Origin of the sequence: uncultured Tateyamaria sp. (assembly GCF_947496075.1) — a bacterium.
Lineage (GTDB): Bacteria > Pseudomonadota > Alphaproteobacteria > Rhodobacterales > Rhodobacteraceae > Tateyamaria.
Genome location: NZ_CANMBJ010000006.1, coordinates 528,557 through 552,774 on the forward strand (window position 1 = coordinate 528,557; position 24,218 = coordinate 552,774).

Genomic DNA, 24,218 nt, shown 5'->3' on the forward strand with positions numbered 1-24,218 from the left:
TCGCGCCGTCCCCGCCTTTGGAAAGAAAGTATATGCCCCGCCTGAAGCTCGGTATCCTGCAAGTGAACCACGACCGGTCGGTCGAGGTTGGCGATGCCTTTCCTGACGATGCGCACCGCTTCCGCGATTTGTTCGATGCACAGGATCAGCGGTTCACCTACCGTGTTTACATGACCATCGGGGGCGAGGTCCCGCAGGATGTGGACGAACAGGATGCGTACCTGATCACCGGTTCGCCGCTGAGCGTTCTGGATGATCTGGCCTTTCTACCACCGCTCTACGATTTCATCCGGTCTTGCGATGCCGCAAAGAAGCCCTTGCTGGGCGCGTGTTTCGGACATCAGGCGATTGCGGTGGCGTTGGGCGGAACGGTGGCCCGGCAGGATTGGAACATCGGGATCGATCAAATCGAGGTCTCGGAAACCTTGCCATGGATGCAGCCCGTCGTGCCGTCCATCGGTCTCTACCAGTTTCACCATGACGCGGTGACGGCCTTGCCTGATGGGTGCGCGCCCTGGGCCACATCGCCCAAATGTGCCGTCGCCGGGTTCACCAAAGGCGACCACATCTTCACCACCCAAGCGCACCCGGAGTTTTCCGATCCGTTCATGCGCTGCGTGCTCGACTACACCAAACCGCATCTGAGCCCGGAGGAGGTGGCCGACGCCGAAGCAACGCTGACCCGCACCAATGACGGCCCGCTGTTCGCGGATTGGGCCACCCGCTTTTTCGGAGGCACGCCATGAAAAATCTCGCTGATCACGACAGCTTTGTGGATGGTGTGCCACACGAGACGTTCGCGCAGATGCGGGCCGAAGCGCCTGCGCATTGGACGGAAGCGTTTGGTGGGCAAAGGGGGTTTTGGTCCCTCACCCGCTATGCTGACATCATAGCGGCCCAAAAGGACCCAAACACGTTTTCCAGCGCCCAAGGCATCCGGATCGAAGATCAGAGCCACGAGGAATACCTCGCCCGCCGCACGTTTCAGGAAACCGACCCGCCCGAGCACACTGTGACCCGGCGTGCGGTGAACCCGGCCTTTGCCAAGCCGGTCGTCGCGCAGTTCGAACCCCTGATCCGCGAGTTGGCACAGGACATCGTAGCAGAGGCATTGGATCACACCGAATTCGATGCTGTCGACAAGATCGCCAAACGCCTGCCCATGCTGATGCTGGGCCGCATCCTCGGTGTGCCGGATGCCGATCTGGATTGGCTCGTGGAACGGGGCGACGCATTGATCGGGAATACCGATCCTGACTTTACCAATACGGTTATCGATAAGGTGGATACCGATGCTTACCGCATGATGCCCTTCCGCTCACCTGCCGGGGTGGAATTGTATGATTATGCCGATGATATCCTGAACGGTACACGTGACGTGGATGACAAGGGCATCCTCGCCCGTGTGCTGCGCAGCGAAGACGGCGCAATCACCGGGCAGGACTTCAAGAACTTCTTTTGTCTGCTGGTCGCGGCGGGCAATGACACGACCCGTTATTCGATCGCAATGGCGCTGCATCTGCTGACACAGCAAAAGGACCTGCTTGGAGCATTGCAGAGCGGGCAGGTGTGGGAGACCTGCGCAGATGAGTTCATTCGCCTCGCCTCGCCCACATTGCATTTTCGACGCACCGCGACACGGGATATCGAGATGCACGGTCGGACCATTCGTGAAGGTGACAAGGTGTTGATGTGGTTCGTATCGGGCAGCCGCGACGAGGCGATGTTCGACAATCCCCATGTTGCGCAACTGGATCGCAGTCCGAACCGCCACGTCGCCTTCGGGCAGGGCGGACCGCATGTCTGTCTGGGCATGTGGCTTGCCAAGTTGGAACTGAAATGCGTGCTGCAGGAACTTGCGGGCCGGATCTACGCGCTAGACGCTGTGGGGCTGCCCACCTGGACACGCTCGAATTTTATCTGCGGGGTCAAATCGTTGACTGTCCGCTCAACGCTGAAGTGACGACCATGACGAACCGCACCCGCACCCTTTTCTGTGATCTGCTCAACCTGCCACGGGGCAAGTTCGTGCCACCGGACGTGGCTGCGGGGGGCAAGATCGGTTTTGCCCGTGGTGTCTTTGGTACGACCTTTGACCGCGACCTGATCCCGGTCCCCGGGGCAGGGGTGTTCGACGGCATTCCGGACATGGAACTGGTGCTGGATGGTGACCGCCGCCCTGACTGGCAGCAGGACAGCGAAATCGCGCTGGGCACATTGCACGTGGATGGCGCGCCCTTTGGCCTTTGCGCTCGTGGGCGGTTGCAAGCCGCAGTCGCGGCGTGGGAGATGAAGGGGCTGACCCCGATGGTTGGCTTGGAGATGGAAGCCTATGTCTTCCAGCAGGATGCAGACGGGGTGTGGACACCCTACGACACCCCAGGTGCGTTCGTGTACGGCACGGGTCCGCAGAATGATCCTGCGGGGTTGATGGATGCGTTGTGGTCTACGGCAGATGCGGCTGGCCTGCCCATCGAGTCGATGAATGGCGAGTATGACAATGGCCAATTCGAACTGACAATGAAGTTCGAGACGGCCGTGGCGGCCTGTGACAACGCGTTTTTGTTCCGCACGATGGCACGAGAGGTCGCTGCAGAGATGGGGCTGTTGCTGACCTTCCTGCCCAAGCCCATTCCAGACCGGGGCGGGTCCGGTCTGCATGTGAATTTCAGTTTTGCGGACGCGCAAGGGGCCAATGTGATCGCGCCTGACGGTGCGCTGTCTGATATTGCCAAGGGATGCATGGCGGGGCTCATCCACCATCACGAGGGGTTGGCAGGTTTGCTTGCTGCGACGGTCAACAGTTATGACCGTCTCGGCCCAGCATCCATGGCCGGGTATTGGGCCAATTGGGCCGATGACCACCGGCTTGTGACAACGCGGTCTTGCGTGAGCTCACCGCGCTCCGCCCGGTTGGAGCATCGCATGGCGGACTGCGCGACGAACCCGTATCTTGCCGTTGCATCCGTTCTGCAGGCATCGCTTCTGGGTGTGAGTGGTGGCTATGCGCTGGAGCCGGCCGAGGACCTTGATGGCTTGGACAACATCCGGGCGACCCGCCATGTACCATCGGCGCTGGACAAGGCGTTAGATGCGCTGGATGCGGACAAGCCCCTGCGCATGGCTGTGGGGGAAGCGATCTGCGATGCGTTGATCTTTCTCAAGCAAGACGAATGGAAGCGGCTCAAGGACAAGTCCGTGGATCAGGTGCGCGACTACTACCTGCCCTTCGTCTAGGGCGCACCAACAGGTGCGCCTGACAGGTGGATCATCGTAAGGCGGAGGTCACCTCCGCCGCGCGGACGCAGCAAGCTGCGCCTTACGCACCAGAACCTGTAAGGCGGACGTGTCGTCCGCCCCGACCTCAAAGCGGGGGCAGCCCGACGATGTTGCGCCCAGCCTCCGTCTTGAGCGAGAAGTCCTGACCACACCACGCATTGCCTTCAGGCCCCATCAAAACGGCAATGGCCTGCCCAACCCAATCGGGTGGGATGTGGGCGTCCCACGACAATTGGCTAACCGGGTTGATGCCGGACGCGGCGATCTCGCGTTGCATGTCTGTTGCGACCGTGCCCGGAGACAGGCCCATAACGCGCACGCCTGACCCGCGCACCTCTTTATCCGCCACGCGCGTCAGGGACAGAACGGCGGCCTTGGTTGCACAGTAGTGGCTCCACCCCTCAAGCGCGCTTGTGGACGCGCCGGAGGAGATGTTGATAACCGTCCCCGACCCGCGCGCCACCATGTCGGGCAAGACCGCACGCAGGCCGTGATAAACCCCTTTGACGTTCACATCGACGACCCGCCCCCAAGCGGTGGCATCACTGTCCGCCAGCAGCGCAATCGGATCGATCAACCCGGCATTGTTGACCAGCACATCCACATCACCCGCTTGTTCGATCACGCCTTGCACTTGGGCAAAGTCGCTCACATCACAGGGCACCGCAATGCCGCTGGTTTCCTTTGCCAACTCCAGCAGCGCATCACCGGTTCGTGCTGCGAGCACAACATGGGCGCCAAGGCGGGCGAGGACCCGGGCGCTGGCCGCCCCGATCCCCTTGCTGGTCCCGGTGATGACAACGGTTTTGCCTTTGACATGCTCCATGGTTCAACGACCCCATGTGCAGGGGGTGTTGTCTTCAGTCGCACCCTCGCATTGCACCAGATCAAAATGCAGATCGACATCGACGCTCAGGCCCGTCGGGCTGTCGAGGAACGCTATGAAATCCATCCCGTGATCGAGGCGTAGGATTTCACCCGTGGCCTCGAACCCGACAACACGTACCTCATCGTAGTTTGGGATGAAGTCGGGATAGACTCGGTCCCGCACCATGGTGAAGTCCAGCGTCACCGGCGCAGTCTGGCCACGCATTGTCAGGTCACCTGTCAACTTTCCGCTGGAGGGCGTCAGCATCAGAATGTCTGTGGATATGAAGGTGATCTGCTGGTTGTTGTCCGCATCCAGATAATCCGCGTGCCGCAGATGCGCGTCGCGCGCCTCGTGATTGCTGTCGATGCTGGCCGCATCGACGGTGAAGGTAATCTGAGAATTGGCCGGGTTCTCTTCGTCAATCAGAAAGGTGCCGTCGTAGCTGTTGAAGCGGCCCACCGTGCGGCTCAACCCCATGTGATTGATTTCCCAACCAATATGAGCGTGGCCAAGGTCAAGTGTCCATTCGGTTGGCGCGGCACCGGCGGGCATGGTGCCAAGCAAAAAGGCGGCAAGTGGTAGTGTGCGGAACATGTCATATCTCCTTGTGGGATCAGATGCCCCTCACCTATCTGTTGCGGAACATGCAAAAAATTGGTTTGAGTGCATCGTATTCATGCGTAAATTGCATGAATGGACATCACCGCCCTTCGCACTGTGCAACTTGTCGCCCACCATCAAAGCTTTGCCGCCGTGGCGCGTGTGCTCGATGTTGATCCCAGCTCAGTCAGCCGGACAGTGGCAGGGATTGAGGGGCAGTTGGGATTGCGGCTGTTTCAACGCTCAACCCGGCAACTCACGCTGACCGAAGCCGGTTCGGTGTATCTGGCGCGGATCGGCCCCTTGCTGGACGATATGGACCTTGCGCGAGACGCGGCGGCCGAGGTCAGCACACAGCCGTCTGGCCGCGTGCGGCTCACGGCGTCGGTCGCGTTCGGGCAAGAGGTGATCGTGCCACATCTCGCCGACATGCGTATGGCACTGCCCGAAATCGAGCTTGAACTGATCCTGAACGACCAGACGATCGACCTGGTTGCGGGCCAGATCGACATCGCCATCCGCCTTGCCCCTGCACCCAAGGGCGATCTGATCAGCACACGGCTCATGTCCACGCGTTATCGCGTGGTGGCGTCCCCGGACTATCTGGATCAACACGGCAGACCGCGGAAGCCGGAGGCACTGACAGACCATGCGTGCCTGCGCATGACCTTGCCGGACTACCGGACCGAATGGCGGTTTCGAAAAAACCAGACCGAGACGATCGTCGGGGTCACAGGCCCGATCCTGATCTCAAACGCCCTGGCCCTGCGCACAGCCGCGCGGAACGGGTTGGGTCCTGCGCTGTTGGCAAACTGGATGACCGAAACCGATCTGGCGCAGGGCACTCTGGTCGATCTGTTTCCGGACCACGACGTAACGGCGACCACCTTCGATACGGGGGCGTGGCTGCTGTACCCTAGCCGTACCTATCTGCCGACCAAGGTCCGAGCCGTCATTGATTTCCTGCGCGCCCGGTTGCGCTAGAACCCGATGCCGGTGTTGCGCTTGATTTCACGCAAGACAACGTTGGTCTGTGCACTGGCAACCGCGGATAGGCGGAACAGGAACGTCTCAAGAAAGGCGTTGTAGGCTTCCAGATCGCGGCACAGCACGCGCATCTGGTAGTCGGATTGGCCTGTGGTGGCATAGCATTCCACAACTTCGCGCCGTGTCGACACCGCCTGGATAAAGGCGTTCAACTCGTCCTCGGAATGGCGGGCCAGTTGCACATGTACGATGGCCTGAAAGGTCAGGCCCGCCGCTGTAGCGTTCACGACCGCGCCATAGCGGTCGATGATACCTGCCTCCTCCAGCGCTTTCACCCGCCGCCAGCACGCGGACGGCGACATGCCTGCCGCATCCGCGAGGTCAGCGTTGGAGATGCGGCTGTCCGCTTGAAGATGCTTCAAAAGGATGTGGTCGCGGTGATCCATCTTCATGTGGGTAATTTATCCATCTTGTAGACTGAAATCGGTATGGCTTTTCACACATTAGGCCATTCGCAGAGAAACTGAAATCCTTTCCCACCCAAGAACCGCGATACTATTGGAAAGGAGGCCGCACATGTCGGACCCACGCCACCGCTTTGACACCTACGCTCTCCACGACCGCTATGACCGAACGGAAGGACGCGTGTTCCTGACCGGAACGCAAGCGCTGGTGCGCATCATGCTGGACCAGGCGCGACGAGATCGGGCGGCCGGGCGCAACACGGCTGGTTTTATCTCGGGCTATCGCGGGTCGCCGCTTGGTGGGTTCGATCTGGAGCTGTGGCGGGCACAGCAGCGGACCGATGCTGCAGGCATCACGTTCATGCCCGCAGTCAACGAAGACCTTGGGGCGACCGCAGTCCTTGGCGCGCAACAGGCTGTGTTGGACCCTGGTTGTCAGCACGACGGTATCTTTTCCATGTGGTACGGCAAGGGACCGGGGGTGGACCGGTCCGGCGATGCATTGAAACACGGCAACGCCTATGGATCGTCACCCCTGGGTGGCGTCTTGGTCGTAGCGGGGGACGATCATGGCTGTGTGTCATCCTCAATGCCGCACCAATCCGATGTTGCATTCATGACGTGGTTCATGCCCACGCTGAACCCGGCCTCGGTGGCCGAATATCTGACCTTTGGCGCATGGGGCTTCGCGCTCAGCCGGTTTTCGGGAACATGGGTGGGGTTCAAGGCCATTTCGGAAACCGTGGAAAGCGGGGCGTCGGTGATCCTGCCGCCCGGTCCAGTCTTTGCCCAACCGGATTACGTCGCCCCACCCGGTGGTCTGCATATCCGCCCATCGGATTTGCCCAGTCCCGAGATCGAGGTGCGCATCGGGCACAAGCTGGACGCGGTACAGGCCTTTGCGCAGGCCAACCCGATTGATTGGCGCATCTATGATGTGCCTGACGCGCATTTCGGCTTTGTGACGACCGGCAAGGCGCATTTGGACTTGATGGAGGCGCTGCGCCTTCTTGGCCTCGATGAAGCCACGTGCCGCGCCCACGGTATCGACATCTACAAGGTCGGCATGGTCTGGCCGCTGGCCTTGCGCGACGCGCGCGCCTTTGTGCGGGGCAAGCGCGAGGTCATGGTGATCGAGGAAAAGCGCGGGATCATCGAAAGCCAGTTCAAAGAGGCGTTTTACGATCTGCCGCGTGACATACCAGAGCGCATGGTGGGCAAGCATGACGAAACCGGCGCCCCCTTGGTCCCGTGGACCGGAGAGCTGAGCCCCAAGCTGCTCGCTCCCCTGATCGCCAAACGATTGCACGCCTTCGTTCCCGATCTGGACCTTCCTGCACGGGCCAAAGCGCAGCAAACACCGCCAAAGCTACTGAATGTCGAAGGCGCGACGCGCACCCCGTATTTTTGCTCGGGTTGTCCGCACAATACTTCGACCAAGGTGCCTGAAGGGTCCAAGGCGGCGTCAGGCATAGGTTGCCATGTCATGGCCTCGTGGATGGACCGGGACACAGGTGGTTATGCGCAGATGGGCGGCGAGGGTGTGCCCTGGGTCGCGGCCTCGAAATTCAACGGCGGTAAGCATATCTTCCAGAACCTTGGCGAAGGCACATGGTATCACTCCGGGTCTCTGGCGATCCGACAAGCCGTCGCCGCAGGGACGAACATCACCTATAAAGTGCTCTACAACGATGCGGTCGCGATGACGGGCGGGCAGCCTGTTGACGGCCCGGTCAGTGCCGCCGGCATTGCGTGGTCCAGTCGGGCAGAAGGTGTAGACCGGATCGCTCTGGTGTCCGACGACATTGCCAAGTTTTCACGGCCCGACTTTCCCCCGGGCACCAGCTTCCATGCCCGACAGGCGCTGGACGCTGTGCAGCGTGAGCTGCGCGAGGTGCCGGGTGTGACGGTTCTGATCTACGAACAGACCTGCGCCACAGAAAAGCGCCGCCGCCGCAAGCGGGCGGAATTGCCGCCTGTCTCGACCTCTGCCGTGATCAACCCCGAGGTGTGCGAAGGCTGCGGCGATTGTTCAGTCGAAAGCAATTGTCTGAGCGTGGAGCCTTTGGAAACGCCCTTGGGGCGCAAGCGGCGCATCAACCAATCGACCTGCAACGCCGATATGTCCTGCCTCAACGGCTTCTGCCCCAGCTTTGTCACGGTCGAGGGTGCGACGCGGAAGACACCCAAAGCCATGGAGTTTGATATAGAAGCCGCGTTTGGCGGCCTCCCCGAACCAACCCTTCCAAAACTGGGCACACCCTTTGACTTGCTGGTCACCGGCGTGGGCGGAACGGGCGTCGTGACCGTCGGCGCACTCATCACCATGGCGGCACATCTTGAGGGGCGTGGGGCTTCCGTTCTCGACTTCACCGGCTTTGCCCAGAAATTCGGGACGGTTCTCAGCTACATTCGGTTGGGGCAGACACCGGACGACCTGCATCAGGTGCGGATCGAAGAGGCTGCGGCGGATGCGGTTATCGCCTGTGACATTGTGGTGTCGTCAGCGCCCAAGGCGTCGGCCCATTATCATCCCGGCACCCGCATGGTGCTGAACCGGGCAGAGATGCCCACCGGTGATCTGGTCCTGCACCGCGACGCAAGCCTGCGCGTCGATGATCGCGAGGCGGCCATCGCTGGTGTGATCGGCGTGAATAACTTGACCACGTGTGATGCGAATGCGCTAGCGGAACGCATGCTAGGGGATAGCGTGTTTGCAAATGTCATGCTGCTGGGGATGGCATGGCAAAAGGGTCTCGTTCCTGTCAGTGAGATGGCCTTGAAGCAGGCCATTCACCTCAATGGCGTGGCAGTCGATAAGAACGCCCGCGCCTTCGAGATCGGGCGCATCTGGGCGTATGATCCGGCGGCCTTTGCTGCTCCCAGCCGTTCACAGGCACCCCAAACCGTGGACAAGATCATCGCGCATCGCGCGGCCTTGCTGGTAGACTATCAGGGTGAAACCTATGCGCAGCGCTACCGCGACACGTTGGCCCGCTACACCGCAGGGTTTGACGATGAAAGCCAGCGCCTCGCGGCCAAGTCGCTGTACAAGCTGATGGCCTACAAGGACGAGTACGAGGTGGCCCGTCTGCATACCGAAACAGGGTTTGCCGAAAGCCTCTCAGAGCAATTCGACGGTGATTTCATGGTCCATCACCATCTCGCGCCGCCAATTCTGTCATGGAAAACTGATGCACGCGGCCGCCCGCTAAAGCGTCGCTTTGGGCCATGGATGACCCGCGCAATGACAGCGTTGGCCAAGGGCAAATGCCTGCGTGGGACCGCGTTCGATCCGTTTGGCCACACGGCGGAACGGCGCGAAGAACGGGCGCTGATCGACTGGTATGTTTCGGGTCTCGACCGTCTCAGCCACGGCATCACAGACCACGAAGCGGCCCGCGCATTCCTTGGTGCACCGCTGGAGTTTCGCGGCTTCGGCCCTGTCAAAGCCGACGCCGTCGCGCGGCTGAAACCGGAGGCTGATGTCGCTCTGGAGAAAGCTAGTAGTCGCTGACCAGAAGGTGTGTCGGGGCCACGTCCTCTTCGATGTCGGAAAACCGCCCGATGGGCTCGGCAAAGATATTGTCGGTCAGATCGTCGTTTACGGTCGACACCTCGTGAATCAGGCAATCGCCGCCCTCACCCCAAAAGGCGTGCCAGGTGGTGGGTGTCAGCGTCACGGACGCGCCCACGGGCAGCTTTAAATGTCCCCCAGCAGGCAAGGTCACCGGAACGCCATCGGTCAGCACCTGAACGTCCGCCTTGCGATCCATCTGCCCCTCGGCATCGCAGGTGAACAGTTCCAGCACCAGCGTGGCCCCACCACGGTTGATGATATCCTCGGTCTTCAGCACATGGCGGTGCATTGGTGACAGCTGGTCCTGACGCGAGATCATAAGCTTCTCGGCATAGAGCATCGCACCCTGCTGCCCCATTTCGGTCAGATCGCCATTGCGCATGGTAAACAGGAACAAACCCATCTCATCAAAGCGACCCTGTCCGTAATCCGTAATGTCCCAGCCGAGGCCCCGGTCGCGGATATGGGCGGCCTTGTCGCTGCGCATCTCGTCCGGTGTCCAGCCGCCAAAGGGCGGCACGGTCCAGCCGTGCTTGATAAAGAACGCGGCCCCTTCGGCCAGGATGTCATTCACGCGGGATCGTTTCATGGGATCAGTCCAGTTCAGTTTGCCAAGGCGGGTTTGCCCCAGCGCGAGAGACGGTGATAGCGGCGGCACGGGCGGCCAGGGTCAGCATATCCGTCAGCGTGCCCTCGTCCAGCATTGCAACATCCGAAGGCGACAACGCGCCAGCGCGGCGCAGGGCTGCAAGGCAACCCGCATTGAACGTGTCACCAGCGCCAACTGTGTCAACGACTGCCGCCTTTTCCGCAGCAACCCGCACCCGTGTGCCATTTGACAGATGCGCCGTCGCTCCGTCGCCCCCTTCGGTCAGCAGAAGCAACTTCGGCCCCATGTCCAGAACGGCCCGCGCCTTGGCGTCCAGATCGCCGTCGGGCACCAGCCAGCCGATGTCATCATCCGACAGCTTCACGATGTCCGCGCGCTCGATCAGCTTGGTCAAACGGGCGCGATACCCGTCGTGATCAGAGACAAAGCCGGGGCGGATGTTGGGGTCTGCCATCACCAGCCGATCTGCGGGTTGGGACAGGGCCAAATCCAGCAGGCTGTCCGCCACCGGCGGGTTGCAGAGAGAGATACCGCCGAAGAACATTGCCTCTATCCCCGCGGGGACAGCAGCAATATCAACAGGTTGGATGTTCCGCGTAGCGGTTTCGTCGTCATAGAACGTGTAGGTGGCATTGCCCTGATCCAGATGCACAAAGGCCAGCGTCGTGTTGCGGTTGCTGCGCACGGCATGGTCGGTAGAGACATGGCTGGCGGTCAGGTGATCCGCGATCATTGCACCAAACGGGTCCGAGGACAGGCCGGTGATCAGCCCGACGGGTTCGCCCAAGCGGCCCAAGGCCACGGCGGTGTTCAGCACCGCGCCTCCGACATGTGGCACGTAAGCGCCGTGGGCATTCGGGATCATGTCGATCAGGGCTTCGCCCGCGCAAAGTATCATTGGTCTATCTCGTTCAATGTGAGGTCGGCAGGTGCCGAGTGAGTCAGCACGGTGGTGATATTCGGCACATCGTTGGTGTCAATCCATGCCTGTGCATCAGGCTTGCCATGTTCGGCCCAGCGGGCCTTCAGCCGGTCGATCAACAGATCCATCGGGGGGTACAGCGCGATCGAGAATGTCCAGAGATCGTGCAGCTTGGTCCAGGGCGGTGTGTCGAGAAGCAGGTAGTTTCCCTCGACCAGCACCGTGCTGCAGCCCGCCTCGACCCGTCCCGCGCCTGCTACGGCGATTTCGCGGGTACGGTCAAAGACAGGAAACACAATCGGGTCGGGCGATTGCAGGGCGGTTATCAGCCGGCAAAAGCCATCGGCATCGAACGTGTGTGGTGCCCCCTTGCGGTTGTTCGTCCCGTCGCGTTCCAGCAGGCAGTCGTCAAGGTGAAACCCATCCATCGGCACCACGGCAACGTGCTCGCCTTGCTGTGACAGCCGCGCGGCAAGGGTTTCTGCCAGCGTGCTCTTTCCGCTCGCAGGTGGCCCCGCCACGGCCACAAGACGCCTGTGTGGTGCAGCGGGCCGATCAAGGATCTGCGCACAGATCTGGTCGAGGGTCATCTTACGCCGCCATCTCCGGGACGGCCGCGCCGGTCATGTAAGCAACAGCGTCGGACATCGAATGATCCTTGGGGTCGATTACACATAGGCGCTTGCCCAACCGGTGCACGTGGATGCGGTCAGCCACTTCGAAGACGTGCGGCATGTTGTGGCTGATCAGGATAATTGGGATACCCCGCGACCGCACATCAAGGATCAACTCAAGTACCTTGCGGCTTTCCTTGACCCCGAGGGCTGCCGTCGGCTCGTCAAGGATCACGACCTTGGACCCAAAAGCTGCTGCGCGCGCCACGGCGACCCCCTGACGCTGACCGCCAGACAGGCTTTCGACCGCCTGATTGATGTTCTGGATCGTCGCAAGCCCCAGCTCGCTCAGCTTTTCGCGGGCAAACTTCTCCATCGCCTGCTTGTCGAGACGGCGAAACACCTTGCCCATGATCCCGGGTTTGCGCAACTCGCGCCCCATGAACATGTTATCCGCAATGGACAGGGCAGGGGACATGGCAAGCTGCTGGTAGACGGTTTCGATCCCTTCCTCGCGCGCCTCGATGGGCGAGCGGAACTTGACCTCGCGCCCCTCCAACCACACCTGCCCTTCGTCCGGGACAACCGCGCCCGACACGGCCTTGATCATCGAAGATTTGCCCGCCCCGTTGTCGCCGATCACGGCAAGGATTTCGCCAGGCATGAGGTCAAAGTCGGCATGGTCAAGCGCTGTGACCTTGCCATAGCGTTTGACGAGGTTGCGGGCTTTGAGAATGGGTTCGGTCATGCCGCCACCTTCCGTATCCATTGATCTACTGCGACGGCTGCGATGATCAGCATGCCGATCAGCATGAAGGTCCATTGCGGGTCCGCCCCTGCCATGCGCAGGCCCAGTTCGAACACGCCCACGATGAGGGCACCGAAGAGTGCGCCTGCAATCGATCCACGGCCGCCAAAGAGAGAGATGCCGCCGATCACCACGGCGGTGATGGATTGAATGTTGCCAATCACTCCGGTCGTTGCGGAGGGAGAGATCGACCCGAACCGCCCGATCATCACCCAGCCTGCCAGCGCGCAGATGAACCCGGCGGCCATGTAGACGGACATGTAGGTCTTGTGCACATCCACGCCGGACAGTTCCGCCGCCTCGGGGTCATCCCCGACAGCGTAGACATGTCTGCCCCACGCGGTAGATCGCAAGGCATAGGCCAACGCGATGAACAGGGCGATCATGCCCAGGACGCCAAGGGTGAATGTCGCACCGCCAAACTGGATCTTGGTCCCGAGGAATTGGAGAAAGGAAGCCTCCGCCTCGATGTCCTGCGACCGGATGGTTTCGTTGGCGGAATAGAGATAATTCGCGGCCAGCACGATCTGCCACATGCCTAGTGTCACGATGAAGGGTGGCAGCTTCATACGGCTGACAAGCCATCCACTGATGGCGCCCAAAGTCGTGCCAACCGCCAAGCCGATGGCAACAGAGACAGCGGGTGGAACACCATAGCTGAAGGTCGCCTTACCCATAACAACGGTGCACAAAACGGCGATGGCTCCAACGCTTAGGTCAATACCAGCCGTCAAGATGATCAGGGTCTGTGCGGCGGCCAGCACGCCTACGATCTGTACCTGTTGCAGGATCAGCGTCAGCGCGAAGGGCGAGAAAAAGCGCTGTCCCAGCAGGATGCCAAAGAGCGCGATGGAAAAGATCAGCACGATCAGCGGCACCAGTGATGGCGTCTGGTGCAGCGTATGCTGCACGCGCCCGACAAGGCCTCGACGATGATCCTCGAACTCTGCGACGGTTGCATCGGCTGAAGTGGCTGCGGCTTCGTAGTTGTCCGATTGGGTCATGGGTGGTCCCGATGTCAGGCAATGAAATGGGGCAGGCGACGTGCCCGCCCCAAGTATAGCTTAGTTCTTGTTGGTATTGGGAGGCCGGTGAGGCACCGGCGCTCCGCAATTTGATCTGCTTTCGCTGATCAGCCCCAGCACAGGTCCTTGCCTTCGGAGACCGAGATGCTCTCGACCCCGTCGGCAGGCTTGTCTGTCACCAACGCCACGCCCGTGTCAAAGAACGCCTTGCCATCGGTAGCTTCGGGCTTGGTCCCGTCAGCGGCCCAGGCAGCAATCGCCTCAATCCCCAAGGATGCCATCAGAAGCGGGTATTGCTGCGATGTCGCGCCAATCACGCCATCGGCCACGTTCTGTACGCCGGGGCAGCCACCGTCGACGGACACGATCAGCACATCGTTTTCACGGCCAATGGCTTTCAGCGCCTCATAGGCACCGGCAGCGGCGGGTTCGTTGATGGTGTAGACCACGTTGATGAACGGGTCCTTGGCCAAAAGGTTCTCCATCGCGCGGCGGCCACCTTCCTCGTTCCCAGCGGTGACGTCATTGCCGACGATGCGGGCGTCGGTTTCGTCGCCCCACTTGTTGGGATCACCGACGTCGATGCCGAACCCGGTCAGGAAGCCCTGATCGCGCAGCACGCCAACGGTCGGCTGGCTGATCGCGAGGTCGAGCATGCCGATCTTGGCGTCTGCTGCTGCATCCCCAAGGCTCGCGGCGGCCCATGCGCCAATCAGCTCACCAGCCAGAAAATTGTCGGTGGCGAATGTCATGTCGGCGGCGTCAATGGGCTCAAGCGGGGTGTCGAGCGCAATGACCAAAAGGCCCGCGTCACGTGCCTGTTGGACGACAGGCACAATGCTGGCGGTGTCCGAGGCAGTCAGCAGGATGCCCTTGGCGCCGTTGGCGATGCAAGTTTCGATGGCCTGCACTTGCGTCTCGTGGTCGCCATCCACCTTGCCCGCGAACGAGCTGAGGTTGATGCCAAGCTCTTCCGCCTTTGCGGTGGCGCCTTCGCGCATCTTGACGAAGAACGGATTGGTGTCGGTTTTTGTGATCAGACAGGCCGAAATCGCGTGCCCATCTGCCAATGCAGCGCCCGCCATCGTGGTCAAGGCACAGGCTGTGCCCAGCAAGAGTTTCTTCATGGTGTCCTCCCAGTCGTTGTCGGATCGGGAAAATGCCCGACCCAAACTGACCCAAGGGAAACGCGATTCTGTGATCCTGTCAATTAATAATTCAACTTGATTTATTAATTGACGCGCGCAAAGATTGATGAAGGGAGGATACGGTCAGATGACACTGGACCACGTGCGCACCCTGTCCGGAGGCATCAACCAGACCGGCGTGCGCGCTTACAATGAACGGCTGATCCTATCGATCCTGCAGCGCAATAGCGGACTGCCGGGCAGGGATCTTGCGCGACGGACCGGTCTATCGCCACAGACCGCATCCGTGATCCTGCGCAAGCTGGAACAGGACGGTCTGCTGCTGAAAGGCGATCCGGTCAAAGGCAAGGTGGGCAAGCCGTCAGTGCCGTACTTGCTGAACGCGGACGGCGTGTTTTCTATTGGGCTCAAGATCGGGCGACGGACCGCCGATCTGCTTGTGCTGGATGCGCTTGGACAGGTGCGCCATCAGCTACGCGACACCTATGACTATCCGCTGCCCAACGCTGTCTTTGCCTTTCTGCGTGACGGGTTTGCGCGGTTGATGGAGGAAATGGACCATAATACACGCACGCGCTTGTGTGGCGTTGGCATAGCCGCCCCATTTGAGCTGTGGAGCTGGCACGAATTGCTGGATGCTCCGGCCGACGAGTTCGCCGCTTGGAAAGACGCTGATTTCGTCGCCGAGGTGGGGCGCATCACTGATCTGCCGGTGCGCATGGTCAATGACGCCACCGCTGCCTGCCGCGCCGAGCATGTGTTCGGCATAGGGCGGGAGTATCGGGATTACATCTACTTCTTCCTGGGGGCTTTTGTCGGCGGAGGCGTGGTGCTGGATCATGCCGTGTTCGAGGGCAATCAGAAGAACGCAGGTGCCTTCGGAACGATGCCGGTGGCGGACTTGCGGGGCAGGCCCGCGCATTTGATTGACCTGGCGTCGATCCGAACGCTCGAGCTGCGTCTGATCGAGGCCAGGCAAGACCCCCGGCAACTGTGGGAACAACCGCAGGACTGGTCCCATCTGGAAGCCTTTGTTCAGCCGTGGTTGGAGCAGGCGGCCGACGCCTTGGCACTGGCCAGTGTGGCGTCATGCGCGGTGATCGACGTCGAGGCTATGGTAATCGATGGCGCCATGCCCAACGGTATACGCGAACGGTTGGTCGACATGACCCGCGCAGCACTTGCGACCAAGGACATGCGCGGTTTGATCCCCCCGGTGACGGTCGCCGGGCAGATCGGTGGCAATGCACGCGGAATTGGGGCGGCTGCCGGACCGATCATCGGGCAATTGCTGCTGGATCGGTCCGCGGCCTTGTTCGATCAGGGGTAGGGCGCCGAGGCGCCCAAATCCTTAGCGGTAGTACAGTGACTGTCCGTTTGAAAACAGCTGCACCTTCTCTGGCGCAGCCGTCACCTTGACGGATTTGCCGCGCAGATCCTTGTGGATGCCGGGCATCTTGGCCAGTACGGCCTGTTCGCCCTCGGGGGCTTCGAAATACAGGATCGTGACTTCGCCCAAAGCTTCGGTGAAATCGACCTTGCCTTCAAACACGGCGTCACCATCGGTTTCGACCATATCTTCGGGACGGACCCCTACATTGACCTGCATCCCCTTGTCGCCATCCTGCGTGGGTACGGCAGAAGTGATGACGGATCCGTTGCCCATCTTCACCTTGGTCTGTGCGCCGGTCTCGACAATCTCGCCCGGTAGCAGGTTCATCGAAGGCGAGCCGATGAACTGTGCCACGAACTCGTTCTCGGGGCGTTCATAGAGATCAAGGGGCGAACCCACCTGCGCGATGCCCTTGTTGGCCAGAACCACGATGCGGCTGGCAAGGGTCATGGCTTCGACCTGATCATGCGTCACGTAGATCATGGTGGAGTCGGGCATCGACTCTTTCAACTGCGCAATCTCGATCCGTGTGGCGACGCGCAGGGCGGCGTCAAGGTTCGAAAGCGGTTCGTCGAACAGGTACACCTTGGGATCGCGCACGATGGAGCGGCCAATGGCAACCCGCTGACGCTGACCACCGGACAGGGCCTTGGGCAGCCGATCCAGATAGGGCTCAAGCTGCAGGATACGCGCAGCGCGGTTCACCGCCTCATCAATCTCTGACTGCGATTTCTTTGCCAGCTTCAGGGCAAAAGTCATGTTATCCCGCACGGTCATGTGCGGATAAAGTGCGTAGGACTGGAACACCATGGCGATGCCGCGCTGGGCGGGTGGCACGTCATTCACGACAGTCCCGTCAATCTCAAGCGTGCCGCCGGTGATCTTTTCCAGCCCCGCGATCATGCGCAGCAGCGTGGACTTGCCGCATCCGGACGGGCCGACAAAGACAATCAGCTCGCCTTTTTCGATGTCGAGGTTGATGTTGTTGAGCACGTTGACCGTGCCGCCATATGTCTTTTCGACATCTGTCAGTTTCAAGTCGGCCATGGTTGGTCCCTCCCTTCGGGCGCCCGGTCAGGACCGGGCCCCGTTCTCCTCGTTTACGTCTTCAAGGCCAGCGCCACCTGCCACGCGCCCATATGGACATGCCCATCGGGGCTGGGGGCGGTGCTGCCAAGTTCTGACCCGATGGTGACCCAGGCCCCATCGGGCAGGTCCAGCGTGGCCGGTTCGTCGCTCAGGTTCACGGCGCAAAAGATCACCTGGCCATCATGCGTGCGGGCGAAATGCACGACGTCGCCGGTCGCATTGACCCCGTCATGCGCACCTTTCGACAGCGCCTTGTGGGCGTGGCGCAGGGCGATGGCCTTGCGATAATGATGCAGCAGGGCGGCGGGGTCGTGCTCCTGTGTTGATACTGCGTTGTGCAGATGATCACGGCTGACAGGCAGCCACGGCTCACCGGTGGTGAACCCGCCATGGCTGTTCGATGGCTCCCACACCATGGGGGTGCGGCACCCGTCGCGACCCTTGAACTCGGGCCAGAATTCGATGCCATAAGGGTCTTGCAAGTCTTCAAAGGCCACGTCGGCCTCCGGCAGACCCAACTCTTCGCCTTGGTACAAGCAGACCGAGCCGCGCAGGCACAGGATCAGCGTTGCATAGGCGCGCATCGCGGCGGGGGACAGGTCCCACCGGCTGGCATGGCGGATGACGTCGTGGTTGGAAAACGCCCAGCAAGCCCAGCCATCCGTAGCCACATCATCCACTTTGTTCAGCACCTCGACAACACGCGCAGCGGTCAGCGGATCCTTGGCGAGGAATTCAAAGGCATAGCACATCTGTACGCGCTCATCGCCCTCAGTGTACTGGCCCATGATCTCAAGCCCGCGCTGTGCGTCGCCGACTTCGCCCACGGCAGCCGCGCCGGGGTATTCGTCCAGCAGTGACCGGAACCGCGCCAGGAACTCCAAGTTCTCGACTTGGTTCTTGGAATAGAGGTGTTCCTGATGATTATACGGGTTCACCGACGGCGCAATGGTTGCGTTGCGCTGTTCGGGCGGCAGGGCCGGATTGTCGCGCAACTCCTTGTCCGCGTAGTAGAAGTTGATCGTGTCCAGACGGAAACCATCCACGCCACGATCCAGCCAGAAGCGGGTCACGTCCAGCAGCGCATCCTGCACTTGCACGTTGTGGAAGTTCAGGTCGGGCTGCGTCGACAGGAAGTTGTGCAGGTAATACTGCTCGCGCCGCGGTTCCCACGTCCAGGCGGGACCACCAAAGATCGACAGCCAGTTGTTGGGTGGCGTGCCATCGGGCTTGGGATCGGACCAGACATACCAATCGGATTTGTCGTTGCTGCGGTCCACATGGCTCTTTGCGAACCATGGATGCTGGTCCGAAGTGTGCGACAGAACAAGGTCGATCATCACGCGCAGCCCAAGGGCATGCGCCGTTTCGACCAGCGCGTCGAAATCGGCCAGCGTGCCGAACATCGGGTCGACGCCACGATAGTCGCTGACGTCATAGCCAAAGTCCTTCATCGGCGAGGTGAAGAAGGGCGAAATCCAGATCGCATCAACCCCAAGTGACGCAACATAGGGCAGGCGGCTGGTGATCCCGTTCAGATCACCGATACCATCGCCATTGCTGTCCTGGAAGCTGCGCGGATAGATCTGATAGATCACCGCCCCGCGCCACCAGTCCTTGTCCGCCACAAGAGTCCGAGCCATGTCGAATTCCGCTTTCTTGTTCATACACTAGATCCTATTTAACCGACCCGGCCAGCAGACCGCGCACCAGGTACTTCTGCATTGCAAAGAACACGCACAGCGGCACCGCAATCGACACGAACGCCGCCGTCGCAAGGATTTCCCAGTTGCCACCCCGTGTGCCCAGCAAGTTGACGATCTGGTCGGTCATCACTGTCGTCTGCCCCGTGGCGTCAATCAGGAACACCTTGGCCACCAAAAGGTCGTTCCAGGTCCACAGGAACTGGAAGATCGCAAAGGACGCCAAGGCGGGGAACGACAGTGGGAGGATGATCTTGGTAAAGATCTGGAAATCCGTCGCGCCGTCCACCTTGGCGTTTTCGATGATGTCTCGCGGCAGGCCAACCATGTAATTTCGCAAGAGGTATATCGCGAGTGGAAGGCCAAAGCCGGTATGGGCCAGCCAGACGCCCAGATACCCTTTGCCGATGCCGATCCCCACGTGCAGTTTCAGCAGTGGGATCAGCGCCAATTGTAGCGGCACCACCAGCAGTCCCACGACACAGGCAATCAGGATCGCCCGACCGGGGAAGTCCATCCACGCCAGCGCATATGCGGCGAATGCGGCCACCACGATGGGAATGATGGTTGCCGGAATGGTCACTGTGAGAGTGTTGAAAAACGCCTTGGCCATGTTGTCGTTGGAATCGCCGCTCGTCATGATGTTGACGTAGTTCTCGGTCGTGAACTCGGGCGGTGAAACGGCCGTGACAAAGGCGCGCTGCCCTCGCCCACTGATCTGCTCGTCATTGCCGGACCAGACATAGTTGCCTTCCGCGTCGACCGAGAATGTCTCGCCGTCACCCAGGTCCGCCACGTCACCCGCCTGATAGGCATCGACAGCGCGGGACGATGTGCCCCAGCTTTGAATTTCACCCGGCGCGCCGTTGTCGCCAAAGAAGTTGCCCTCGACCACGAACAGGTCTCCGCGCTGTACACGGTTTTCATCGGGGTCAGCGGCGCGATACCGTTCTGTCTGTTCTGACGGAAACAGGGATGCCCACCAGCCCGATCCGACGATCTGATCTGCCGTGCGGAACGAGGACACCAGCAAGCCGAAGGTTGGGAATACCCACAAGGCCACAAGCAGCACGACCGAGATGTTGACCACCCAGCCCAGAGACGATTTGGAACCAGCTATATTGTCCATTATTTCATCTCCTTACGGGCGTTGTAGACGTTCCAGACCAGGATCGGGGACACCATGATCATGATGATGATCGCGGATGCCGACCCCACGCCCCAATCGTTGGCGCGGAACAGTTTGTCGAACATGTAATTGGCCAGAACCTGCGTCTCCCACTGGCCGTTGGTCATCGCGAACACGATGTCGAACACCTTGAGGACGGTGATGGTGATGGTTGTCCAGACCACCACGATGGTGCCCATGATCTGCGGCACCTTGATCTTGAAGAAAATCTGGAACGGGTTGGCCCCATCGACGATGGCTGCTTCAACCGTTTCTTCCGGGATGCCGCGCAGGGCGGCAGACAGGATCACCATGGCAAAGCCGGTCTGGATCCAGATCAACACGACCATCAGCAGGAAGCTGTTCCAGAACGGAATGGTCAGCCATGTCTGCGGCTGGCCGTAGGGATAGTCGAAGGTGAAAATACCGACCAGCGAGGTCAGCGACAGGTACACGAGGTAAAGCGCCGCAACACCCACGAACAGGCGCAGGGGCACGTATCCGGCCCCGCCGCCCCGCTGTTTGCTTTCAGCAATAGGGCGCACGAAAATCCAGCCGACATAGGCGACAATCGCAGCAAAGGCCAAAAGCATGATGGCAGGCAGCACCTGCAGGAACAGGAACGACCCGATGCCGCCGTCAAATTGCAGCCAGACCGAATTCAGCACACCGATCTGGTTCTGATCAGCAGGCCGAGCTTCATAAACCAGTTTGAAAATTACGCCCGCACCAACGAATGAAATCGCCATGGGCATGAAGATCAGCGACTTGGCGGCTGATCCCCACTTGATGCGGTCAGTAAGCTGGGCTGCCAGCAAACCAAAGGCCGTCGACGCAGCAGGCACGACGATCAACCACAACAGGTTGTTGCGTAGTGCTTCCCAAAACTTCGGCTCGCCCATCATCTGGTTGTAGTTGGCAAGGCCGACAAAGGCGCCGCCTTGATCCCGGTCAGTCAGGGACAGGCGCAGCGTTTCGAACACAGGGTAGGCTAGGTAAAGACCCAGCGCGAACATGGCAGGAAACAGGAACAGCCAGGGGCGCACGATGTTGGCCCGGTTGATGTTCTGACCCGCTTGCGGCCCTTTCGCCGGAAAGATCACCTTGTCGAGGATCTGGTTCGATCCCCAGAAATACAAAAGACATCCGCCGACGCCGGCGAGAATGGTCACAAGTCCCAACAGTGCAGGGTTCATCTGGCTTCCTCCCTAGGGGCGAGGCCCGGTTTTTAGGGGTCTCTCGCGACCGGCGCAGGCCGGTTCTTGGGACCAGCCCGCGCGCAGCGGACTGGTCGGTCTTTTGTGAGGTTGGCGCTTACTTCAAAGCGTCCCAGCTGGACTGGATTTCGCCTGCTACGGTGGCTGCATCTTTGCCACCGGCATAGTCAACCATACCCGTCCAGAACGTACCGGCACCAACGCCACCAGGCATCAGGTCCGACCCGTCAAAGCGGAAGGTCGTGGCACCCAGCAGAACTTCACCCAGCGCACGCAGCGTGTCGTCCTTGTAGGCGTCCAGGTTCACACCGTTATGGGGGGTGAGGAAGCCGGTTTGCGCCATCATGAGCTCGTGGCTGATCGGCTCCTGGAAGAACTCCATCAACGCGTTTGCGCCATCCGACGGATTGGTGATCGCCATCAGCGTACCGCCACCCAGAACCGGGTCGCCCAGATCCTTTTCAGCATAGGAGGGGAAGTAGAAGAAGTTGGTGTCGACACCAAACTCCACATCCTCGGGGAAGAAGGCGGGTACGAACGACGCCTGGCGGTGCATGTAGCACTGTGGCGGCGAGGTGAAGAGGCCCTTGGGCGAGTCGCGGAAATCGGTCGATGCAACGGCACCAGACCCACCGGCGACCTTGGCATCATCACGTGCAAACCAGCCGAACTCCTCGATCGCAGCAACGACACGTTCGTCGTCAAACGGGATCTCGTTGCTGGTCCACTGGTCATAGACGTCTGGCGACACGGTGCGCAGCATCATGTCCTCGACCCAGTCGGTCGCAGGCCAGCCTGTCGCTGCACCTGATCCCAGACCGATGCACCACGGCGTGTCCCCGTCGGCGACGATCTGATCCGTCAGCGCCTTCAGGTCTTCCATGGTTTCCGGCACGTCATAGCCAGCATCCTCGAAGTTCTCGGGGTTGTACCAGACCAGCGATTTGACGTTCACGTTGTAGAAGAAGCCAAACACCTGATCGTTGCCATCGGCATCCGCATAGGTGCCCAGATCAACCCAGGACTGACCGGCGGCATAGTTTTCCTTGACCCAGTCACCCATGCCTTCAGGCAGGGGATGCAGTTGGCCTTTGCCCGCCATCACGGAAGCCAGACCCGGCTGCGGGAACACGGCAATGTTCGGGGCCGAACCGGCCTCGGCATCGATCACGATCTGCTGCTCGAAGCTGTCGGATCCGGTGTAGATCACATCGGCGCCGGTGGCCGCTTCGAAATAGGCCAGAGCGTTGTTCAGATAGCCATCCTCGGGTGTCAGCCAGGGGCCGAACACGGTGATGGTCTGACCGCTCAGGTCAGGGGCCCCTTCGGCCCATGCGTCATAGCTGTCCCAGCTGAACGGGCCTTCGCCCGGTGCAAAGGCCAGATGGCCGTCGGCCTGTGCCGATGCAGCCGTGATAGCCAACGCCGCGGCGCTGGCCAGAAGTTTCTTTGTCATTCTGGTCGTCCTCCCATTCGTGTTCAAATCCAACATGCTGATTGACCAGTTCATGCCCGCTTTCATATTTGTCAAAGCGCTTTGGATGCCGTGAACGTTGCCGAATTTTTGCGTCCTGTCAAACGCTGAGCTGTCTCCGGTACAAATTAGCCTAACACGTTATGCGAGAGTGATGAGATGTTTTGACGTTAGCGCAACCAGCCGTTAGCGTCGCTATAACTAAAGCGCTTTGGAACGAATCCGCCTGTGAATCTTAAGGAACTGTCATCTTTGTTGGGTCTTAGTCAGACCACGGTCAGCAGGGCCCTGAACGGTTATCCCGAGGTGTCCGAGAAAACCCGCGCCCGCGTGGTTCAGGCGGCCGAGGCGCACGCCTACAGCCCCAATACACGGGCCCAGGGCCTCGCCACCGGTCATTCCAAGTGCATCGGCCACGTGATTTCGGTGAGTGATTCGGCGGAAATGGTGAACCCGATCTTCGGGGACTTCATGGCCGGGGCGGGCGAGACCTATTCGGCGCACGGCTATGACATGATGGTCACGCGCGTCGGCGCGCAGGACGAGGCGGACACTTATCGCAGCCTCAAGGCTCGTGGCGCAGTGGATGGCATCGTGGTGCACGCCCCGCGCCGCAACGATGCGCGGCTGGCACTGCTCGACAAGATCGGGCTGCCCTACGTCGTCCACGGCCGCTCAACCGGTATCAAGACGCCATACTCGTGGCTCGATGTGAACAACACCCGCGCCTTTTCCGAGGCGACGTCCTATCTCGCGGGCCTTGGCCACAGTCGCATCGCTCTGATCAACGGGCAGGAAACGATGGACTTCGCCATCCGCCGCCGCTCGGGCTACGAATCCTCTCTGCGCTTCGCTGGCCTCTCCATCGACCCCGCATTGATGAGCACGGGCGAGATGACCGAAGCCTACGGCTATACGCAAGCCAACGCGATGCTTGAGCTCGACCAGCCGCCGACCGCCTTCCTTGCGGCCTCGATCATCTGTGCCGCCGGCATCCGCCGCGCGCTGGACGAACGCGGCCTGCGGGTGGGGCAGGACGTGTCCATCGCCACTTTCGATGACTGCCTGAGCTATTTTGGCAATGGCGGCGACCAGCCCGTATTCACCGCTTGGCAATCCTCCGTGCGGGCGGCTGGAGCGACGCTGGCCCAAATGCTCATTGACCGCATTCGTGCCCCGCACGCCCCGCATATCACCAAGCTCTGGGAGGCCGAGTTCGTCTCGGGCGCCTCGACCGGCCCGGCACCGGGCACATCCAAGGACTGA

General features: G+C 60.7%; 21 protein-coding genes. 7 read left to right on the forward strand and 14 right to left on the reverse strand.

Annotation, left to right across the window (positions count from 1 at the left end; all coding sequences use genetic code 11):
* The first annotated feature begins 32 nt into the window (after window positions 1-32).
* Genes Q1A51_RS21450 through Q1A51_RS21460 form a run of 3 tightly spaced genes read left to right on the forward strand, consistent with a single transcriptional unit; the run spans window position 33 to window position 3,237 of the window.
* Window positions 33-746 (forward strand): type 1 glutamine amidotransferase, encoded by a 714-nt coding sequence (locus tag Q1A51_RS21450; protein WP_299602267.1) that lies wholly within the window; start codon window positions 33-35, stop codon window positions 744-746.
* Window positions 743-1,963, forward strand: coding sequence for a cytochrome P450 (locus tag Q1A51_RS21455; protein ID WP_299602269.1), 1,221 nt, complete (start codon window positions 743-745; stop codon window positions 1,961-1,963). Before Q1A51_RS21450 ends, Q1A51_RS21455 begins: the two co-directional genes overlap by 4 nt.
* Before the next feature lie 5 nt (window positions 1,964-1,968).
* The gene (locus Q1A51_RS21460; protein WP_299602272.1) at window positions 1,969-3,237 is read left to right on the forward strand and encodes a glutamine synthetase family protein; all 1,269 of its coding nucleotides are present in this window, start codon (window positions 1,969-1,971) and stop codon (window positions 3,235-3,237) included.
* 127 nt (window positions 3,238-3,364) lie between these two features.
* On the opposite strand, the gene Q1A51_RS21465 is transcribed toward Q1A51_RS21460, so the two are convergent.
* Both Q1A51_RS21465 and Q1A51_RS21470 read right to left on the reverse strand, forming a co-directional pair.
* Entirely contained in the window at window positions 3,365-4,105 is a 741-nt protein-coding gene (locus Q1A51_RS21465; RefSeq protein ID WP_299602274.1) for an SDR family oxidoreductase, read from the reverse strand.
* A 3-nt stretch (window positions 4,106-4,108) separates the two neighbouring features.
* A complete protein-coding gene (locus tag Q1A51_RS21470; RefSeq protein WP_299602277.1) occupies window positions 4,109-4,744 on the reverse strand; it encodes a YceI family protein in 636 nt (211 codons plus the stop codon).
* Window positions 4,745-4,843: 99 nt separating this feature from the next.
* Between Q1A51_RS21470 and Q1A51_RS21475 the strand changes: the two genes are divergently transcribed.
* Window positions 4,844-5,734, forward strand: a complete 891-nt coding sequence (locus Q1A51_RS21475; RefSeq protein WP_299602279.1) for a LysR family transcriptional regulator — start codon at window positions 4,844-4,846, stop codon at window positions 5,732-5,734.
* Here Q1A51_RS21475 and Q1A51_RS21480 read toward each other — a convergent pair.
* Window positions 5,731-6,189, reverse strand: coding sequence for an Lrp/AsnC family transcriptional regulator (locus tag Q1A51_RS21480; RefSeq protein ID WP_299205446.1), 459 nt, complete (start codon window positions 6,187-6,189; stop codon window positions 5,731-5,733). The genes Q1A51_RS21475 and Q1A51_RS21480 overlap by 4 nt on opposite strands.
* Window positions 6,190-6,313: 124 nt before the next feature.
* Here Q1A51_RS21480 and Q1A51_RS21485 point away from each other — a divergent pair, with 124 nt between their 5' ends.
* The gene (locus Q1A51_RS21485; protein WP_299602282.1) at window positions 6,314-9,718 is read left to right on the forward strand and encodes an indolepyruvate ferredoxin oxidoreductase family protein; all 3,405 of its coding nucleotides are present in this window, start codon (window positions 6,314-6,316) and stop codon (window positions 9,716-9,718) included.
* On the opposite strand, the gene Q1A51_RS21490 is transcribed toward Q1A51_RS21485, so the two are convergent.
* The 6 genes from Q1A51_RS21490 to Q1A51_RS21515 form a co-directional block, all read right to left on the reverse strand.
* Window positions 9,705-10,370 carry a D-lyxose/D-mannose family sugar isomerase gene (locus Q1A51_RS21490; protein WP_299602284.1) on the reverse strand — a complete coding sequence of 222 codons (666 nt, stop codon included), beginning with the start codon at window positions 10,368-10,370 and terminating at the stop codon, window positions 9,705-9,707. The genes Q1A51_RS21485 and Q1A51_RS21490 overlap by 14 nt on opposite strands.
* A gap of 4 nt (window positions 10,371-10,374) precedes the next feature.
* Complete coding sequence (locus Q1A51_RS21495) at window positions 10,375-11,289, reverse strand: carbohydrate kinase (RefSeq protein WP_299602287.1); 915 nt, start codon at window positions 11,287-11,289, stop codon at window positions 10,375-10,377.
* Window positions 11,286-11,903, reverse strand: coding sequence for an AAA family ATPase (locus Q1A51_RS21500; protein ID WP_299602289.1), 618 nt, complete (start codon window positions 11,901-11,903; stop codon window positions 11,286-11,288). Before Q1A51_RS21500 ends, Q1A51_RS21495 begins: the two co-directional genes overlap by 4 nt.
* Window position 11,904: 1 nt before the next feature.
* Complete coding sequence (locus Q1A51_RS21505) at window positions 11,905-12,675, reverse strand: ATP-binding cassette domain-containing protein (RefSeq protein WP_299602291.1); 771 nt, start codon at window positions 12,673-12,675, stop codon at window positions 11,905-11,907.
* On the reverse strand, window positions 12,672-13,739 hold the full coding sequence (locus tag Q1A51_RS21510; RefSeq protein WP_299602294.1) for an ABC transporter permease: 1,068 nt from the start codon (window positions 13,737-13,739) through the stop codon (window positions 12,672-12,674). The genes Q1A51_RS21505 and Q1A51_RS21510 overlap by 4 nt, the downstream gene beginning before the upstream one ends.
* Before the next feature lie 128 nt (window positions 13,740-13,867).
* Complete coding sequence (locus tag Q1A51_RS21515) at window positions 13,868-14,887, reverse strand: sugar ABC transporter substrate-binding protein (RefSeq protein WP_299205425.1); 1,020 nt, start codon at window positions 14,885-14,887, stop codon at window positions 13,868-13,870.
* A 148-nt stretch (window positions 14,888-15,035) separates the two neighbouring features.
* Here Q1A51_RS21515 and Q1A51_RS21520 point away from each other — a divergent pair, with 148 nt between their 5' ends.
* Window positions 15,036-16,238 carry an ROK family transcriptional regulator gene (locus Q1A51_RS21520; RefSeq protein ID WP_299602296.1) on the forward strand — a complete coding sequence of 401 codons (1,203 nt, stop codon included), beginning with the start codon at window positions 15,036-15,038 and terminating at the stop codon, window positions 16,236-16,238.
* A gap of 21 nt (window positions 16,239-16,259) precedes the next feature.
* On the opposite strand, the gene ugpC is transcribed toward Q1A51_RS21520, so the two are convergent.
* The 5 genes from ugpC to Q1A51_RS21545 form a co-directional block, all read right to left on the reverse strand.
* Complete coding sequence (gene ugpC, locus Q1A51_RS21525; RefSeq protein ID WP_299602299.1) at window positions 16,260-17,348, reverse strand: sn-glycerol-3-phosphate ABC transporter ATP-binding protein UgpC; 1,089 nt, start codon at window positions 17,346-17,348, stop codon at window positions 16,260-16,262.
* A gap of 53 nt (window positions 17,349-17,401) precedes the next feature.
* Window positions 17,402-19,057 carry an alpha-amylase family glycosyl hydrolase gene (locus tag Q1A51_RS21530; RefSeq protein ID WP_299602302.1) on the reverse strand — a complete coding sequence of 552 codons (1,656 nt, stop codon included), beginning with the start codon at window positions 19,055-19,057 and terminating at the stop codon, window positions 17,402-17,404.
* A 10-nt stretch (window positions 19,058-19,067) separates the two neighbouring features.
* Window positions 19,068-20,222: a carbohydrate ABC transporter permease gene (locus Q1A51_RS21535; protein ID WP_299550227.1), complete on the reverse strand. Its 1,155-nt coding sequence runs from the start codon at window positions 20,220-20,222 to the stop codon at window positions 19,068-19,070.
* Complete coding sequence (locus Q1A51_RS21540) at window positions 20,222-21,457, reverse strand: sugar ABC transporter permease (RefSeq protein ID WP_299205409.1); 1,236 nt, start codon at window positions 21,455-21,457, stop codon at window positions 20,222-20,224. The genes Q1A51_RS21535 and Q1A51_RS21540 overlap by 1 nt, the downstream gene beginning before the upstream one ends.
* A 118-nt stretch (window positions 21,458-21,575) precedes the next feature.
* Complete coding sequence (locus Q1A51_RS21545; protein WP_299205406.1) at window positions 21,576-22,934, reverse strand: ABC transporter substrate-binding protein; 1,359 nt, start codon at window positions 22,932-22,934, stop codon at window positions 21,576-21,578.
* Window positions 22,935-23,180: 246 nt separating this feature from the next.
* On the opposite strand from Q1A51_RS21545, the gene Q1A51_RS21550 reads away from it, so the two are divergent.
* A complete protein-coding gene (locus tag Q1A51_RS21550) occupies window positions 23,181-24,218 on the forward strand; it encodes a substrate-binding domain-containing protein (RefSeq protein ID WP_299205403.1) in 1,038 nt (345 codons plus the stop codon).